A 14,289-nucleotide genomic window follows, 5' to 3' on the forward strand; every position below is an offset into this window, starting at 1 on the left:
GCGCGGCTTACGATCCGCCGTGATGACACGTCACCGCCGCCTCCTCACGCTCGCCGCCGTCTGGCTCGCCACAAGAGCCCTGATGCTGTGGCTGCTCGCCCACGACTCCCTGCCGCTGCTCGGCGGCCGCGTCGCCCGGGAGGTGTGGCGGCTCTACCACCACTGGTACGTCGTCCTCTCGCACGGCGCGTTCCCGGCGCACGACAAGCTGTGGCAGTACCCGCCGGGTGCCGGGGCGGTGGTGCTGTCGCCCGGTCTGCTGCCGTGGCTCACGTATCTCCAGGCGTTCGTCGTCATCACCCTGGCGTCGGACGCGATCGTCACGGTGGCGCTGGCCCGCGCCGGCCTGCGGCCCGGACGCAGCCTGCTCGGGGCCGGACTGTGGGTGGGCGCCCTGCCGCTGCTGCTGCGCCTGCCGCTCGCGCGCTACGACGTCCAGGTCACCGCGCTCGCCGTCGTGTCGCTGCTGGCGCTGTCGCGCTCCACGCGCGCGTGCGGGGCGTTCGCCGCGCTCGCCGCGCTGGTGAAGGTGTGGCCGCTGCTGGTGCTGGTGGGGGTGGCGAAGGGGCGGCCGACCCGGTCGGCGTGGACATGGGCGGCGGTGACGGCGGGCGTGGTGCTCGTCCCGCTCGTCCTCTCGTTCGACAACGCCCTGTCCTTCCTGCGCCAGCAGGGCGGCAGGGGCGTGCAGATCGAGTCCCTCGGCGGCACGGTCCTCGGCCTCGCCACCCACGTCGGCTGGCCGGGCAAAGTGCGGTACCAGTACGGCGCGATGGAGTTCACCGGCCCGTACGTCTCCACCGTCGCGCACGTCTGCCTCGCCCTCACGGCCGTCGCCTTCGGGCTCCTGCTGCTGTGGCGGTTCACGGCCAGGCGGTGGACCGGGGCGACGCCGTTCGACGCCGCGCTGAGCGCCCTGCTCCTGTTCACCGTCACCAGCCGGGTGATCAGTCCCCAGTACATGATCTGGCTGCTCGGTCTGGCCGCCGTGTGCCTGACCTCGCGGCAGACCTCACAACGCCCCGTGGCCTGGCTGATCGTGGTGGCCACCCCGGTCAGCACCGCCGTGTTCCCCACCCTCTACACCGACGTCATCGCCTCCACCTGGACCGGCTGCGCGCTGATGCTCGTCCGCAACGGACTGCTGGCCGCGGCCGCCGTCCTGTCCTTCGTCCGCCTGTGGCGCTCCGGCCGCCCCGACGGCCGCTCCACCGACTCCGCCACCTGGACCTCATGCCCCTCCGTCAGCTCCCCCAGGTCGCGGTCGTCGTCATCGGCTACGACGACGCAGCACATGTGACCGACGCGGTGCGCTCGGCGCTCGCGCAGGGTCCCGCCGTCCACGAGGTCGTCGCCGTCGACGACTGCTCGACGGACGGCAGCGCCGAGCTGCTCGCCCGCCTCGCCGCGACGGAACCCCGGCTGCGGGTGGTGCGGCACCCGGTCAACAGCGGTGGCTGCGGCACCCCGCGCAACACCGGGCTCGACGCGGTCACGGCGCCGTACGTGATGTTCCTCGACAGCGACGACCTCCTGCCGCCGGGCGCGGTCGACGCGCTGCTCACCGCGGCGACCGAGGAGCGCGCCGAGGTGGCGGGCGGCCTGTGCGTCCGCCGGGAGCTGCCCTCGGGGCGCGAAGTGCCCTGGCAGCCCCGCCTGTACGCGGCACACGCCGTGATCGCGCACCCCGCGCACCGCCCGCTGCTGGTCCACGACACGCTCTGCGTCAACAAGCTCTACCGCACCGCCTTCCTCGACGCACACGGCATCCGCTTCCCCGAGGGCCGGCACCGCTACGAGGACTTCGTCTTCACTGCGCGCGTGCTCGCCGCCGGCCCCCGCGTCGCCCTCGTCCCGGACCAGGTCTACGTGTGGCACGTGCGCCGCTCCGCCGAGCGGCTGTCGATCTCGCTCGACCGCGCGGACGCCGACAACTGGCGGGCCCGCACCGAGGCGAGCCGGACGGCCTACGAGATCCTGCTGGGCGCCGGGCAGGAGAGCCTCGCGCGGGCGGCGCGCGCCAAGTTCCTCGACCACGAACTGCGCCTGTACGCACGCGAGCTGGAGCTGCGTGACGTGGAGTACCGGCGCGCGTGGTGGACGCACACCCGGGCCTACCTCGCCGAGTACGACGCCGCCGACCGGACACCCGACCCGACCGCGCCCGGCCGGCTCCTCGCGCGGGTCGTCCTCGCCTCCCCCGAGCCGCGTGACCTGCCCCGGCTCAGGGAACTGGCCGCCCGCCCCGCCCGGCTGCTCCCGCCCTACGCGCGCGCGGCGGACGGCACCCCCGTCTGGTCCGCCGACCTCCCCCAGGTCACCCTGGAGTCCCTGCTGACCCGTCCGGTCCGCCTCCTCCCCTTCACGGTCGACGCGCGACTGCGCCCGCGCGCGCGGGGCACCCTGCTGCGACTGCGCCTGCACGAGCTGTACGGCCGGATGGCGGGCGCGGGCCCCCAGGCGGCGGAGATGGAGTGGCGGCCACGCGAGGACGCGATGCGCGCGGGGACGGCGCGGGACGGAACGGCGCGGGCCGGAGCAGTACGGACGGGAGCAGTACGGACGGGAGCTGCGCACGCGGGGGCGCCCGTCGTCCTGCGCCGTACCGTCGCCCTCGTCGCCGCCCCGGACGGCACCTGGACGGCCGACACGGCCGTGGATCTGGCGGCACTCGGGGCGTACGGCGCGAGCACCTGGGACCTGCGCCTGCGCGTGCTGTTCGCCGACGGTTCGAGCCGCGAGGTGACGGCCCACGCCGACACCTCCGCCGGCCCGCTCCGCCGTCGCGCCGTGCCCAGCGCCCGCCACGGCGTCGTCCTCGTGCAGCCCTACGCCACCCATTCCGGGGCCCTGGCACTGCGCGTGGCACCCGGAGCACGGGGAGTCGCCGCGGTCGTCCACGGAAGACTCCGCCGCCTGCTTGACTGAAAGCCGCACATGGCCCGCGCGAGATTGCACCACCCACTGGCCAACTGACGAGGGGACGGCCGCACATGACCTGGCTGATCACCGGCGGCGCCGGCTACATCGGCGCACACGTCGTCCGGGCGATGACCGAAGCGGGCGAGAGAACCGTGGTGTACGACGACCTGTCCACCGGCATCGCCGACCGCGTGCCGGACGGGGTGCCCGTGGTCACCGGCTCGACGCTGGACGCAGCGCTGGTCGCGCGCACCCTCGCCGAACACGGCGTCACCGGGGTGGTGCACCTGGCGGCGAAGAAGCAGGTGGGCGAGTCGATGGACCTCCCCCTGCACTACTACCGCGAGAACGTGGAGGGCCTGCGCGTCCTGCTGGAGGCGGTCACCGCGGCCCGGGTCCCCTCCTTCGTCTTCTCCTCCTCCGCCGCCGTGTACGGCACGCCCGCCACCGCGGGCCGCGGCGCCCTGGTGACGGAGGAGACCCCGTGCGTGCCCCTGTCGCCGTACGGCGAGACGAAACTGGCCGGCGAGTGGCTGGTCCGGGCGACGGGCCGGGCCACCGGCCTGTCCACGGCCTCGCTGCGCTACTTCAACGTGGCGGGCGCGGCGAGCCCCGAACTCGCCGACGTGGGCGTCTACAACCTCGTCCCCATGGTCTTCGAGAAGCTCACGCAGAACGCGGCCCCGCGCATCTTCGGCGACGACTACCCCACCCCGGACGGCACCTGCGTCCGGGACTACATCCACGTCGTCGACCTGGCCGAGGCCCACGTGGCCGCGGCCCACGCCCTCCAGGCGTCCCCGGGCCGCGACCTGACCCTCAACATCGGCCGCGGGGAAGGCGTCTCGGTGCGCGAGATGATCGACCGCATCAACGCCGTCACCGGGTACGACCGTCCCCCCACGGTCACCCCGCGCCGCCCCGGCGACCCCGCGCGAGTCGTCGCCTCCGCCGACCGCATCGCCACCGAACTGGGCTGGAAGGCGAAGCACGACGTCCAGGACATGATCACGTCGGCCTGGGCAGGCTGGGTACGCCTCCACCCGGAGGCGGCACGCGCGTAGGGGTGCGGGCGCGGGCGACGGGGCGACGGGGGGCGAGAGCGTAGGAATGCGGGCGCGGGGGTGCGGGCACGGCGGGACTCGCAGGTGAGCACGCGTGCGTGTCCGCCGCGTACGCTGCCCGGATGACCGACCGGCCGTGCACGCCTTTGCGCACCGACCCGCCCGCGGAGCCGCCCGCCGATCCACGTACCGACCGTGCCGTCGGGGCCGTCGTCGGCTCCGCCGTGGGTGACGCGCTGGGCGCACCCTTCGAGTTCGGGCCCGAGGGGGCCTTCTCCGCGCGGTTCGCGCGGCCTGGGCACGGCGGCGAGATGTGCGGGGGCGGCGGCTGGGACCCGGGCGAGGCGACCGACGACACGCAGATGGCCGTACTCGTCGCGGAGTCCCTGCTGGAGTGCGGCGGACTGGATCCGGCGGACCTCTTCGGGCGGTTCCGGCGGTGGGCGGCGGCCGACCCGAAGGACATCGGACTCCAGACGGAGGCGGTGCTGAGCAGCGGCGATTCGTGGGACACCGCCGCGGCGCTGCACCTCCAGGTCAGCCGACGCGGCGCGGGGAACGGCGCGTTGATGCGGGCCGCGCCCTCCGCCGTGCACTTCGCGGACCGGGGACGGGCGGCCACCATGGACGCCGCCCGCCGGCTGGCCGCGCTCACCCACGGGGACCGGGCGGCCTGGGAGGGCACGGCCGTCTTCCACGAGCTGGTCCGGGTCGCGCTGGCCGGACACGACCCGCTCACCGCCGTCGCGCCGACCCTGGAAGCCGTCCACCCCGACCACCGGGACCGTTACGCCGTCGTCCTCGCCCCCGGCTGGCACCCGGACGACGCCACGGAGTTCAACGGCGCCGTCTGGCCCTGCCTCGGCTCCGCCCTCTGGGCCCTGCGCACCACGTCCTCCTACGAGGACGCCGTACGCGCCGCGATCGATCTCGGTGGGGACACGGACACCGTCGCGGCGGTGACGGGCGGCCTCGCCGGGGCGGTGTACGGTGCCGGCGCCCTCCCCGAGCGGTGGACACGGCCCCTGCACGTGCCGCTGCCCGGGTTCGGGGGGCGGGTGCTGCGCGCGGGGGAACTGGCCGACCTCGCCCGGCGGCTGCTGCTGTCGCCGGGGGCGGGTCGCGGCAACGAGTAGGCCCTGCCCGGGCAGGGCGTCGTCGCGGCGATCACCGCACTGGCGGGTCTGCGTTCACAGCGCCTTGAGTGCCGCCGTGGTCGCTCGTGCCAGAGCCCCCAGGTATCCCTTCGGGAGCTTCGGACTGCGGATCACCACCGAACGCCAGTACAGGGGACCGGAGATCAGGTCGAGCGCCAGCTCCTCGTCGATGCCCGGACGGACCTCGCCGCGCCGTTCCGCCGCCGCGACGATCCCGCTGGCGACGCCCTCCTGCCCCTCGCGCAGAGCGTTCTGCATGGCCTCGGCGATCTCGGGGTTGCGGGCCGCCTCGGCCTGGAGGTCCGGGATGATCTGCGAGGCCACGGGGTGGCGCAGCGCACGGGAGGTCAGCTCGTACAGCAGGCGCAGGTCGCCCTCCAGGGAGCCGGTGTCCGGGGCGGGCAGACCCTGCACGGCGATCGCCGAGACGACGTCGAGGACGAGGTGCAGCTTGGAGCGCCAGCGACGGTACACCGCCGTCTTGCCGACGCCGGCCCGGCGCGCGATGCCCTCTATGGACATCCGCGCGTAGCCGACGGCCGCGAGCTCCTCGAAGACGGCCGCCCGGATGGCTTCCGTCACATCCTCGCGGAGTACGGCGGCTCCCGCGGGGGTGCGGCGGCGCGGACGCGTCTGGGGCCCGTCGGCGTTCGTCGTCATGCCGTCCAGCATAGGGCGTTACGACGATACGGTGCCGTCCCCACGCAAAGCGTAGCGACGCGACGGCCTCGTTCCGGCGACGCGACCGCCCCGTCCCCACGACGCGACCGCCCCGTCCCCGCGACGAAACGGTCTCGTCCGTGCGTCGATACGGTCTCGCCCTCGCGAAGTCCGTCACGACGAAACGGTTGCGTTCCGACGCCAACTCGGCCTACGCTCGCGTTGCGACGATACGGTCCCGTCCCGACGTGAGAAAACGTAAAGAAAAACGTAAGAAAATCCCGGGCGACGGGCCCCTCCCCAGCCGGACGCACGCACCCCTCCCCCCGAACGAAAGCAGCGGATGTGAGCCAGGTCCTCCACACACCGCCCTCCACCCCGGCCCCGGCCGAAGACGACCTCGCGACCCTGGCCGCCCGCCACGGCCTCGCGGTCAGCGGGGCCCGCCCCTCACTGCCCGCGTACATCCGCCAGCTGTGGGCGCGCCGCCACTTCATCACCGCGTTCGCCACCGCCAAGCTCACCGCCCAGTACAGCCAGGCGAAGCTGGGCCAGCTCTGGCAGGTGATGAACCCGCTGCTGAACGCGGCGGTCTACTACTTCATCTTCGGCATGCTGCTGGGCACCTCCCACGGCGTACCGGACTTCGTGCCGTTCCTGGTCACGGGCGTGTTCGTCTGGACGTTCACCCAGAGCTCGATCATGGCGGGCACCCGGGCGATCTCCGGCAACATCGGCCTCGTACGGGCCCTGCACTTCCCGCGGGCCGCGCTGCCGATCTCCTTCTGCCTCCAGCAGCTCCAGCAGCTGCTGTTCTCGATGATCGCGCTGATCGTCATCCTGCTCTGCTTCGGTGTGCCCGTCAGCATGTCCTGGCTGCTGGTGCTGCCCGCCCTGCTGCTGCAGTTCACGTTCAACACCGGCGTCTCGATGGTCATGGCCCGGATGGGCGCGGAGACGCCGGACATCGCCCAGCTGATGCCGTTCGTGCTGCGCACCTGGATGTACGTCTCCGGCGTGATGTGGAGCATCGACAAGGTGCTCAGCCACGACGATCTGCCCCACTGGGCGATGACGGCACTCCAGTGCAACCCGGCGGCCGTCTACATCGACCTGATGCGCTTCGCGCTGATCGACAGCTTCCACGCGAGCCAGCTGCCGCCGCACGTGTGGCTGGTCGCGACCGGCTGGGCGCTGCTCGCCGGGGTCGGCGGCTTCATCTACTTCTGGAAGGCTGAGGAGACGTACGGCCGTGGCTGAGAACCAGAGCAACACGCACGAGCGGATCCCCACCGTCGTCGCCGAGCACGTCGACATCGTCTACCGGGTCAACGGCACCGGAGCCGGCCGCGGCTCCGCGACCGCCGCCCTCAACCGCATCGTGCGCCGTGGGAAGGCCGAGAAGGCGGCGGGCGTCCGCAAGGTGCACGCGGTGAAGGACGTGTCGTTCACCGCGTACAGGGGCGAGGCGATCGGCCTGATCGGCACCAACGGCTCCGGCAAGTCGACGCTGCTCAAGGCGGTCGCCGGCCTGCTCCCGGTGGAGCGCGGCAAGATCTACACCGACGGCCAGCCCTCCCTCCTCGGCGTCAACGCGGCCCTGATGGGCGACCTGACCGGCGAGCGCAACGTCTACCTCGGCGGCCTGGCCATGGGCATGTCCCGCGAGCAGGTCAAGGAGCGCTACCAGGAGATCGTCGACTTCTCCGGCATCAACGAGAAGGGCGACTTCATCACACTGCCGATGCGGACGTACTCCTCCGGCATGGCCGCCCGGCTGCGCTTCTCCATCGCCGCCGCCAAGGACCACGACGTCCTGCTCATCGACGAGGCGCTGGCCACGGGCGACCGCCCCTTCCAACGGCGTTCCGAGGAACGCATCCGGGAGCTGCGCAAGCAGGCGGGCACGGTCTTCCTGGTCAGCCACAGCAACGGCTCGATCCGCGGTACCTGCGAGCGCGTCCTGTGGCTGGAGCGCGGCGAGCTGCTCATGGACGGTCCGACCGAAGAGGTCATGAAGGAGTACGAGGCCTTCACCAACGGCAAGGCCAAGGCGCCCCGGCCGCTGCGGGAGACCCGCCCGGAACCGCTGCGCGACAAGGTACCCCTGAGCTCCTGAGCTCCTGAGCTCCTGAGCCGGCGCCCGCTCCCCGGCAGGTGCTCCTGAAGCCACCGCTCCCGAACGCCACCGCTCCCGGGCGACCCCGCCCGGGAGCCGCACCACTCGGTAGCCGCACCGCTCCCGGGCGACCCCGCCCGGGAGCCGCACCGCCCCGGACGGCACCGCCCCGAGCCGCACCCGCCGCGGTGCCCGGCCCACCACAACCGGCCCAACCACACCCACCCCTTTTATCCGATCAGTGCCACTATGACCAGAAGGGTGCGCCCGACCGACGACAAGGCGGACGACGACGAGACGTCACCACGCGAAGGAGTCCACCGCGATGCCCGAGCTCAGCGTCATCGTCCACGGACCCAACACCCAGGGGCACTTGACCGCACTCCTCGACGGCCTGGCCGCCCACCCGCTGCCGTCCGTCGAGGTGATCGTCGCCGCGGTCGGCGACTGGGCCCGTGAGGCCGCCGAGGGGCACGCGTCCGAGCTGACGGTGCTGCCCCTGCCGGCCGGAACGCGGGACGCCGAGGCCAGGGCCGCCGGAGCCGCACGGGCGTCCGGCCGCTGGCTGCACTTCGTCCGCGCGGGGGACGGACTGCCGGCCGACGCCCCGCACACCGTCGCCGAGCGGGCCGCCGAGCTGGCCCAGTTGCCGGACACGGTGGACGTCCTGCTCTTCGACCACGTCCGCTCCACCTGGCGGACGTCCGGTAAGCCCTCCCCGGACGGCCGTCTGCTGGCCCGCGCGGGCCGGACCGCCGTCGCGCTGGACGACGCCCCGCACCTCCTGCGCCTCACCCCGCTCCTCGGCAACCGTGCGATCCGCACCGCCTTCTGGCGGGCGCACGAGGAGGACCTCGGCACGGAGGACGAGCCGTTCGCCGCGTACGCCACCCTCCTGCACGCCGAACGCGTCGCCTGTCTCGCGCACATCGCCTACGAGCACCGTCAGTTGCGCCCGGAGAGCCTCCCGCGGGTCACCCCGGAGGACCGCTACGCCCTGATCGACCGCTACGAGACGCTCCTCGCCCGCACCGCGCAGGGCCGCCCCGGCCCCCACGCCGTGCTGTACGAGGTGATGGTCCAGGACTGCCTGCGCACGTTCGCCCGCTCGGCGATGCCGGACGCGGTGGCGCGGGAGTTCTTCCGCCGGGCGTCGCTCGCGGCGGTCCGCCGCCGCCCGGAGCGCCATCGCCGCCCGGCCGGCCTCGAAGGCGTCCGCCGGACCCTCCTCGAAGAGGGCGCCTACACCAGGTACCGCGCCTTCCAGGCCGCCAACCGGACCCGCCGCACGGCCAGGACGGCCGTACGGACCCGCAGGCGCAGGTTCGGGGCGAAGCTCCGCGACCACCAGTACCGCAGGGCGCTGGGCCGCCCGGTCGACTCCGAACTGGCCGTCTTCTCCGCCTACTGGAACCGCGGGGTCTCCTGCAACCCGGCCGCGATCGCCGCCAAGCTCGCCGAGCTCGCCCCGCGCGTCCACCCGGTGTGGGTGGTCTCGGCCGAGCATGCGGCGCTCCTGCCGCCCGGCACGGACCATGTCGTCCCCGGCACCCGCCGCTACTGGGAGGTCGTGGCGACCGCCAGGTATCTGGTCAACAACGTCAACTTCGCCGACGCGGTGGTCAAGCGCCCGGACGCGATCCACCTCCAGACCCACCACGGCACTCCCCTCAAGCGCATGGGCCTGGACCAGATGCGCTTCCCGGCCGCCGCCAAGGGCATGAACTTCGCCGCACTGCTGGCCCGTGTCGACAAGTGGGACTACAGCGTCTCCGCCAACAGCCACTCCACCCGCATGTGGGAGCGCGCGTACCCGTCCCGTTTCGTCTCCCTGGACCACGGCTATCCGCGCAACGACGTCTACTACACCGCCACCGCGGCGGACGTCCTCGCCGTCCGCGAACGCCTGGGCATCGCCCCCGGCCGGCGGGCCGTCCTCTACGCGCCCACGCACCGCGACTACGAGGCCGGCTGGACCCCGCGCCTGGACCTCGCCACCCTCGCCGACCGCCTGGGCGAGAACACCGTCCTGCTCGTCCGCGGTCACTACTTCTACGGCGGTTCGGCGTCCCCCCTGGCGGGCCTGCGCCGCACGGGCCGGCTCATCGACGTCTCCGCCTGGGACCCGGTCGAGGAGCTCGCGCTCGCCGCCGACGCGCTGGTCACGGACTACTCGTCCATCATGTTCGACTACGCCAATCTCGACCGCCCGATCGTGGTCTACGCCGACGACTGGGAGACGTACGCGACGACCCGCGGCGTGTACTTCGACCTGATGGCCGAGGCGCCGGGCCCGGTGGCCCGCACCCAGGAGGAACTGGCCGAGATCTTCACCTCGGGCGCCTGGCGTGACGAGGGCGCGGCGAAGGCGCGGGCCGCGTTCCGGCGCCGGTTCTGCGAGTACGACGACGGACGCGCCGCCGAGCGGGTCGTACGCCGGGTCTTCCTCGGCGAGAACGAGAAGTCGCTGCCCAGGCCGGTCCCCGTCGACGAACGGACCCCGGCCCCGACCCCGGAGGAGGCGAGCGCCCGATGAGCACGCCCGAGGCCACCACTCGTGAGGCCACCCCCGACGTCACGGTCACGGTGATCGTCTACAACGACGCCGAACGTCTGCCGCGCGCTGTCGCCTCGGTGCGCCGCCAGACGCACGCCGACATCGAGATCATCATCAGCGACGACCACTCGACCGACGACACCCCGGAAGTGGCCCGGCGGCTGGCGGCCGAGGACGCGCGCATCCTGCATCTCCGACTGCCCGAGAACAGCGGCGGATGCAGTGCGCCGCGCAACCGCGCGCTGGAGATCGCCCGGGCGCCGTACCTGATGTTCCTGGACAGCGACGACGAACTCCCCTCCGACGCGGTCGAGTTGCTGTTGGCCGCCCACCGCGAGCGCGAGGTCGACTTCGTGCTGGGCGCGGTGCAGCGGGTGCGCGCCGACACCGGGCGCCGCTCGACCTGGATGCCGCATCTGGTCGCCGAGCGCCGCACGGTGGAGGGCATCGAGGCCGATCCCCGGCTGCTGTTCGAGCACCTGTCGACGAGCAAGATGTACACGCGGGCCTTCCTCGACCGGCACGGGCTGCGCTTCCCGGAGGGCATCCACTACGAGGACCAGCTCTTCACGGCCATGGCGTACTGCCTGGCCAAGGAGTTCACCGTCATCCCCGAGCCGGTCTACCGCTGGTACATCGAGCCGTACGCGGACTCGGAGTCGCGGTCGATCTCCAACCAGCGGCACAAGCTCGGCAACGTCGCCGACCGCGTCCACGTTCAGCGGCTGATCGACGCCTTCCTGGCCGAGAGCGGGCACGAGTCGCTGCGGGAGGACAAGGACTACAAGTTCCTCAAGCACGACTTCCGCATGTACGCAGGCGACCTGCCCTACCGGGACGAGGAGTGGCTCACCTCGTTCGCGGAGATCGTGAACCCGTACCTGGCGACACTCGCACCGGGCGCGTACGCCCGGCTGCCGCGCGCGGAGCGCGTGGTGCTCCAGCTGATCCGCGAGGGCCGTGTGACGCGGGCCCGGCTCGCCGCACGGGGACTGGGCCACGGAGTGGCCCCGAGGACGGTGACGGCGGACGCCCAGGGCCGTACCTACTGGGGCGAGTCGGTCCCGGACTCCCCGGACGCCCGGCGCGAACTGGAGGTCTCGGACCTGGAGCTGGACACGCGTCCCTTCCCGAGCGCGCAGTTCCGCCACGAGATCACCGAGCTGACGCCGGGTCCGGGCGCCTCGCTCGACCTGACCGTCCGCACCTACGACCCGGGGCTGCGGCTGGCGGTCGGTCCGCAGCGCGCCCGCCTCCTGATCGCGCCCGGCGAGCGCCTCACGGTGCCCTTCCGCCTGCTCCCGGTCCGCCCCGGCGTCTTCGAGGGGCAGGTCCACCTCGACCTCGCGGCGGCCCCGCTGCCCCTGCGGGGCTTCGAGGGCGTACGCCACCCTCTGCTCCGCCTCGAACAGCAGGGTCTCCCGCACACCGCCCTCCTGCTCGCCCCGCTCGACTTCCCCACCCGTACCGCCCACGTCGCCTACCGTTCCGGCCTGTCACCCCACGAGGTCACGGTGGAACCGGAGGGCAGCGGTCCGGGCCGGCTCCAGATCCGCTGGCGCCCGGTGGGCATGACGGCGAAGGTCGTACGACCGCTGGCGCGCCGAGTGGCCCGGCCGAAGGTGCGCCGAGCGGTCCGGCTGGTCCGCAGCGCACTCAAATAGCGCACGCACGGGGACACTCCGGCCGCCGGCCCGGCACCGGGCGTCCAGGCGGTCGAGGCCGAGCCCCTGGACGGCGCCCCCTCACCGCACGACGGCGTACAGCACCTGCCCATCCGGCCCTCGGGCCACCACCCGCAGTCCCCCGGCGTCCCGTACCGCCCCCCGGCTCACCACCCACCGCACCCCGTACGACTTCACGATGTCCCGCCGCACCCCCTGCGCCGTCCCCGCCGCGAAGTACCTGCGCACCGCGGCCTCCCGCCGCCCCTCGTCGGGGAGGAAGAAGTCGGGATACCCGGGGGCCACGGTGTACGGCCCGTACGCCGGGATCTGCCGCGCCGCGGCCGTCCGCGCCAGCACCACATCGCCGTACTTCACCCACGGCGTGATCCACTTGTAGCCCACCCAGGGGTCCCGGTACTTCGCCGCGACCGCCTCCGGCAGCCGCCCCCGTCCGAACACGTACCCGAGCGTCCCGGCCTGTGTCCACGCCCCCACCACCAGCGCGGCGCCGAGCACACACGCCCACGCCACCCGCACGCCGCGCCGCCCGGCCCCGACCACCTCCAGCGCGGCGGCGACCTGCGCCGGAATCAGTACGGCGGGCAGCGCGCGCCCCCACGAGTAGTGCCCGCTCAGCCAACCGCCCGCGCAGACCACGACCCCCAGTCCGAAGAACAGCACCAGGGGATCCCACCGGTCCCGCCGCCACCGCAGCCCCAGCGCCACCACCCCCACCAGCACCAGCCCGAACCGCCCGAACGGGTCCCGGTACAGCTGCCGGTGCACCGACTCCAGGTCGGCCCCCGCCCCGAAGAGCGCGAAGAAGTCGTAGTACGGCCACAGCCCCAGCACCACCACCCCGAGCGCGAGCCCCGCCGCGAGCCGCGTCCACACCGCCCGCGCGGGCCGCGCCGCGAGCACCGTGGCGAGCGCGCCCAGCGAGGCGACGACGCCCGAGAACTGGTGGCAGAGCAGGATCACCGCCCACAGCACCCCGAGCCCGAGAAAGTCCCCCCAGCCGCCGGGCTCCCGCACCACCCGCGCCAGCCACGCCCAGAAGTGGAAGGCGAGCCCCAGCGCGAACACGCTCGGATACGACACGGTCAACGCGAGCGAGTTGAGACCGAGGAAGCCGCTCCACTCGAACAAGGTCGTGCCCCACAGAAACAGCAGGCACAGCAGCACCAGCGCCGGTGCCATGGGATGCCGGCTCAGCGTCCGCACGTACCGCCAGATCCCGGTCACGAGCAGCGCGAGCCCGACGACCGCCGCGATACGCAGGACGACGAAGACCGACAGTCCCGTCACCCGCGCGACACACCCCAGCAGCAGCATCCACGGCGAGTAGTACGGGCTCGGCGTGTCCGCGTCGACCAGCGGGTTGCCCGGGTCGACCAGGTTGTGGCGCAGACGTTCGACGGTTGCCGCGTGCATGCCGAGATCGCCCGCCCACGGCAGACGGACGATCACCAGAAGCATGAGGGCGAGCACGAGCGCGGCGGCCGCCGGGGCGACGGCAGCCGTCGCCCTACGCGGCGTGCCGCGCATCCCGCTGGAACACCCAGGTGCGGTAGACGAGAAAGCGGAAGGCGGAGGCCAGGACGAGCGACAGGGCCTTGACGATGTTGGAGTCGAGCGGGCCGTTCAGCCCGAGGCCGTGACAGCCGACGTAGAACAGACCGCTTTCCATGGCGACACCGAGGCCGCTGAGGACGAAGAACAGCGCGATCTGCCGCCGGGTCCGGGAGGCGCGGTCTCGGTAGGCGAAGTAGCGGAAGCCGAGGTAGTTGGCGCTCATGGCCAGGACGCTGGCCAGTACCGTCGCCGTCATCGCCGGCTGCCCCAGGCCGCTCAGCAGCAGGTTGAACAGCACGAAATTGACCAGGACACCGCTACCGCCGACGACCGAGAACTTCGCGACCTCGAGGACGACACGCTTCACCGGCAGGGCGGGGACGGTCAGCGCCGCCACCCGTCCGTCGGACAGATTCACAGTCACGCGCGACACTTTAACCGAATCATCCCGATTAACCGTAAAAGGTAATTCTTCGCACAATCCTCTCCAGGGAGAAATCCCTCAGCAGAAGGCCCTCACGAGGAAGTACCGGGGGAAGACGAGAGGCGCCCCGAGCCACAGTGGCTC

At 72.9% G+C, this 14,289-nt stretch carries 11 protein-coding genes; 8 read left to right on the plus strand and 3 right to left on the minus strand.

Annotated features, from left to right (window positions below; genetic code table 11):
- The first annotated feature begins 22 nt into the window (after positions 1 to 22).
- The 4 genes from ACFV0T_RS30415 (at position 23) to ACFV0T_RS30430 (ending at position 5,122) form a co-directional block, all read left to right on the plus strand.
- A complete protein-coding gene (locus ACFV0T_RS30415) occupies positions 23 to 1,300 on the plus strand; it encodes a glycosyltransferase 87 family protein (protein WP_385785948.1) in 1,278 nt (425 codons plus the stop codon).
- Positions 1,234 to 2,928 (plus strand): glycosyltransferase, encoded by a 1,695-nt coding sequence (locus tag ACFV0T_RS30420; protein WP_385785951.1) that lies wholly within the window; start codon positions 1,234 to 1,236, stop codon positions 2,926 to 2,928. The genes ACFV0T_RS30415 and ACFV0T_RS30420 overlap by 67 nt, the downstream gene beginning before the upstream one ends.
- Positions 2,929 to 2,993: 65 nt before the next feature.
- A complete protein-coding gene (galE, locus tag ACFV0T_RS30425; protein ID WP_385785954.1) occupies positions 2,994 to 3,986 on the plus strand; it encodes a UDP-glucose 4-epimerase GalE in 993 nt (330 codons plus the stop codon).
- 122 nt (positions 3,987 to 4,108) lie between these two features.
- Positions 4,109 to 5,122 (plus strand): ADP-ribosylglycohydrolase family protein, encoded by a 1,014-nt coding sequence (locus tag ACFV0T_RS30430; protein WP_385785957.1) that lies wholly within the window; start codon positions 4,109 to 4,111, stop codon positions 5,120 to 5,122.
- A gap of 54 nt (positions 5,123 to 5,176) precedes the next feature.
- On the opposite strand, the gene ACFV0T_RS30435 is transcribed toward ACFV0T_RS30430, so the two are convergent.
- Complete coding sequence (locus tag ACFV0T_RS30435) at positions 5,177 to 5,815, minus strand: TetR/AcrR family transcriptional regulator (protein ID WP_385785960.1); 639 nt, start codon at positions 5,813 to 5,815, stop codon at positions 5,177 to 5,179.
- A gap of 333 nt (positions 5,816 to 6,148) precedes the next feature.
- Here ACFV0T_RS30435 and ACFV0T_RS30440 point away from each other — a divergent pair, with 333 nt between their 5' ends.
- From ACFV0T_RS30440 to ACFV0T_RS30455, 4 genes are all read left to right on the plus strand, one after another.
- Positions 6,149 to 7,063, plus strand: a complete 915-nt coding sequence (locus tag ACFV0T_RS30440; protein WP_385785963.1) for an ABC transporter permease — start codon at positions 6,149 to 6,151, stop codon at positions 7,061 to 7,063.
- The gene (locus ACFV0T_RS30445; protein ID WP_385785966.1) at positions 7,056 to 7,922 is read left to right on the plus strand and encodes an ABC transporter ATP-binding protein; all 867 of its coding nucleotides are present in this window, start codon (positions 7,056 to 7,058) and stop codon (positions 7,920 to 7,922) included. Before ACFV0T_RS30440 ends, ACFV0T_RS30445 begins: the two co-directional genes overlap by 8 nt.
- Before the next feature lie 325 nt (positions 7,923 to 8,247).
- Complete coding sequence (locus tag ACFV0T_RS30450) at positions 8,248 to 10,458, plus strand: CDP-glycerol glycerophosphotransferase family protein (protein ID WP_385785969.1); 2,211 nt, start codon at positions 8,248 to 8,250, stop codon at positions 10,456 to 10,458.
- Positions 10,455 to 12,143, plus strand: coding sequence for a glycosyltransferase (locus ACFV0T_RS30455; protein WP_385785972.1), 1,689 nt, complete (start codon positions 10,455 to 10,457; stop codon positions 12,141 to 12,143). Before ACFV0T_RS30450 ends, ACFV0T_RS30455 begins: the two co-directional genes overlap by 4 nt.
- An 81-nt stretch (positions 12,144 to 12,224) precedes the next feature.
- Here the strand turns inward: ACFV0T_RS30455 and ACFV0T_RS30460 are convergent, their stop codons facing one another.
- A complete protein-coding gene (locus ACFV0T_RS30460) occupies positions 12,225 to 13,694 on the minus strand; it encodes a hypothetical protein (protein ID WP_385785975.1) in 1,470 nt (489 codons plus the stop codon).
- Positions 13,675 to 14,145, minus strand: a complete 471-nt coding sequence (locus ACFV0T_RS30465) for a GtrA family protein (RefSeq protein ID WP_385785978.1) — start codon at positions 14,143 to 14,145, stop codon at positions 13,675 to 13,677. Before ACFV0T_RS30465 ends, ACFV0T_RS30460 begins: the two co-directional genes overlap by 20 nt.
- Positions 14,146 to 14,289 lie beyond the last annotated feature (144 nt).

Origin of the sequence: Streptomyces sp. NPDC059582, assembly GCF_042735715.1 — a bacterium.
Taxonomy (GTDB): domain Bacteria; phylum Actinomycetota; class Actinomycetes; order Streptomycetales; family Streptomycetaceae; genus Streptomyces.

Bases quoted from the DNA above. Each gene is read 5' to 3' on its own strand.
- ACFV0T_RS30415 (WP_385785948.1), top strand. From the start codon at position 23: ATGACACGTCACCGCCGCCTCCTCACGCTCGCCGCCGTCTGGCTCGCC.
- ACFV0T_RS30420 (WP_385785951.1), top strand. From the start codon at position 1,234: ATGCCCCTCCGTCAGCTCCCCCAGGTCGCGGTCGTCGTCATCGGCTAC.
- galE (WP_385785954.1), top strand. From the start codon at position 2,994: ATGACCTGGCTGATCACCGGCGGCGCCGGCTACATCGGCGCACACGTC.
- ACFV0T_RS30430 (WP_385785957.1), top strand. From the start codon at position 4,109: ATGACCGACCGGCCGTGCACGCCTTTGCGCACCGACCCGCCCGCGGAG.
- ACFV0T_RS30435 (WP_385785960.1), bottom strand. From the start codon at position 5,815: ATGCTGGACGGCATGACGACGAACGCCGACGGGCCCCAGACGCGTCCG.
- ACFV0T_RS30450 (WP_385785969.1), top strand. From the start codon at position 8,248: ATGCCCGAGCTCAGCGTCATCGTCCACGGACCCAACACCCAGGGGCAC.
- ACFV0T_RS30455 (WP_385785972.1), top strand. From the start codon at position 10,455: ATGAGCACGCCCGAGGCCACCACTCGTGAGGCCACCCCCGACGTCACG.
- ACFV0T_RS30460 (WP_385785975.1), bottom strand. From the start codon at position 13,694: ATGCGCGGCACGCCGCGTAGGGCGACGGCTGCCGTCGCCCCGGCGGCC.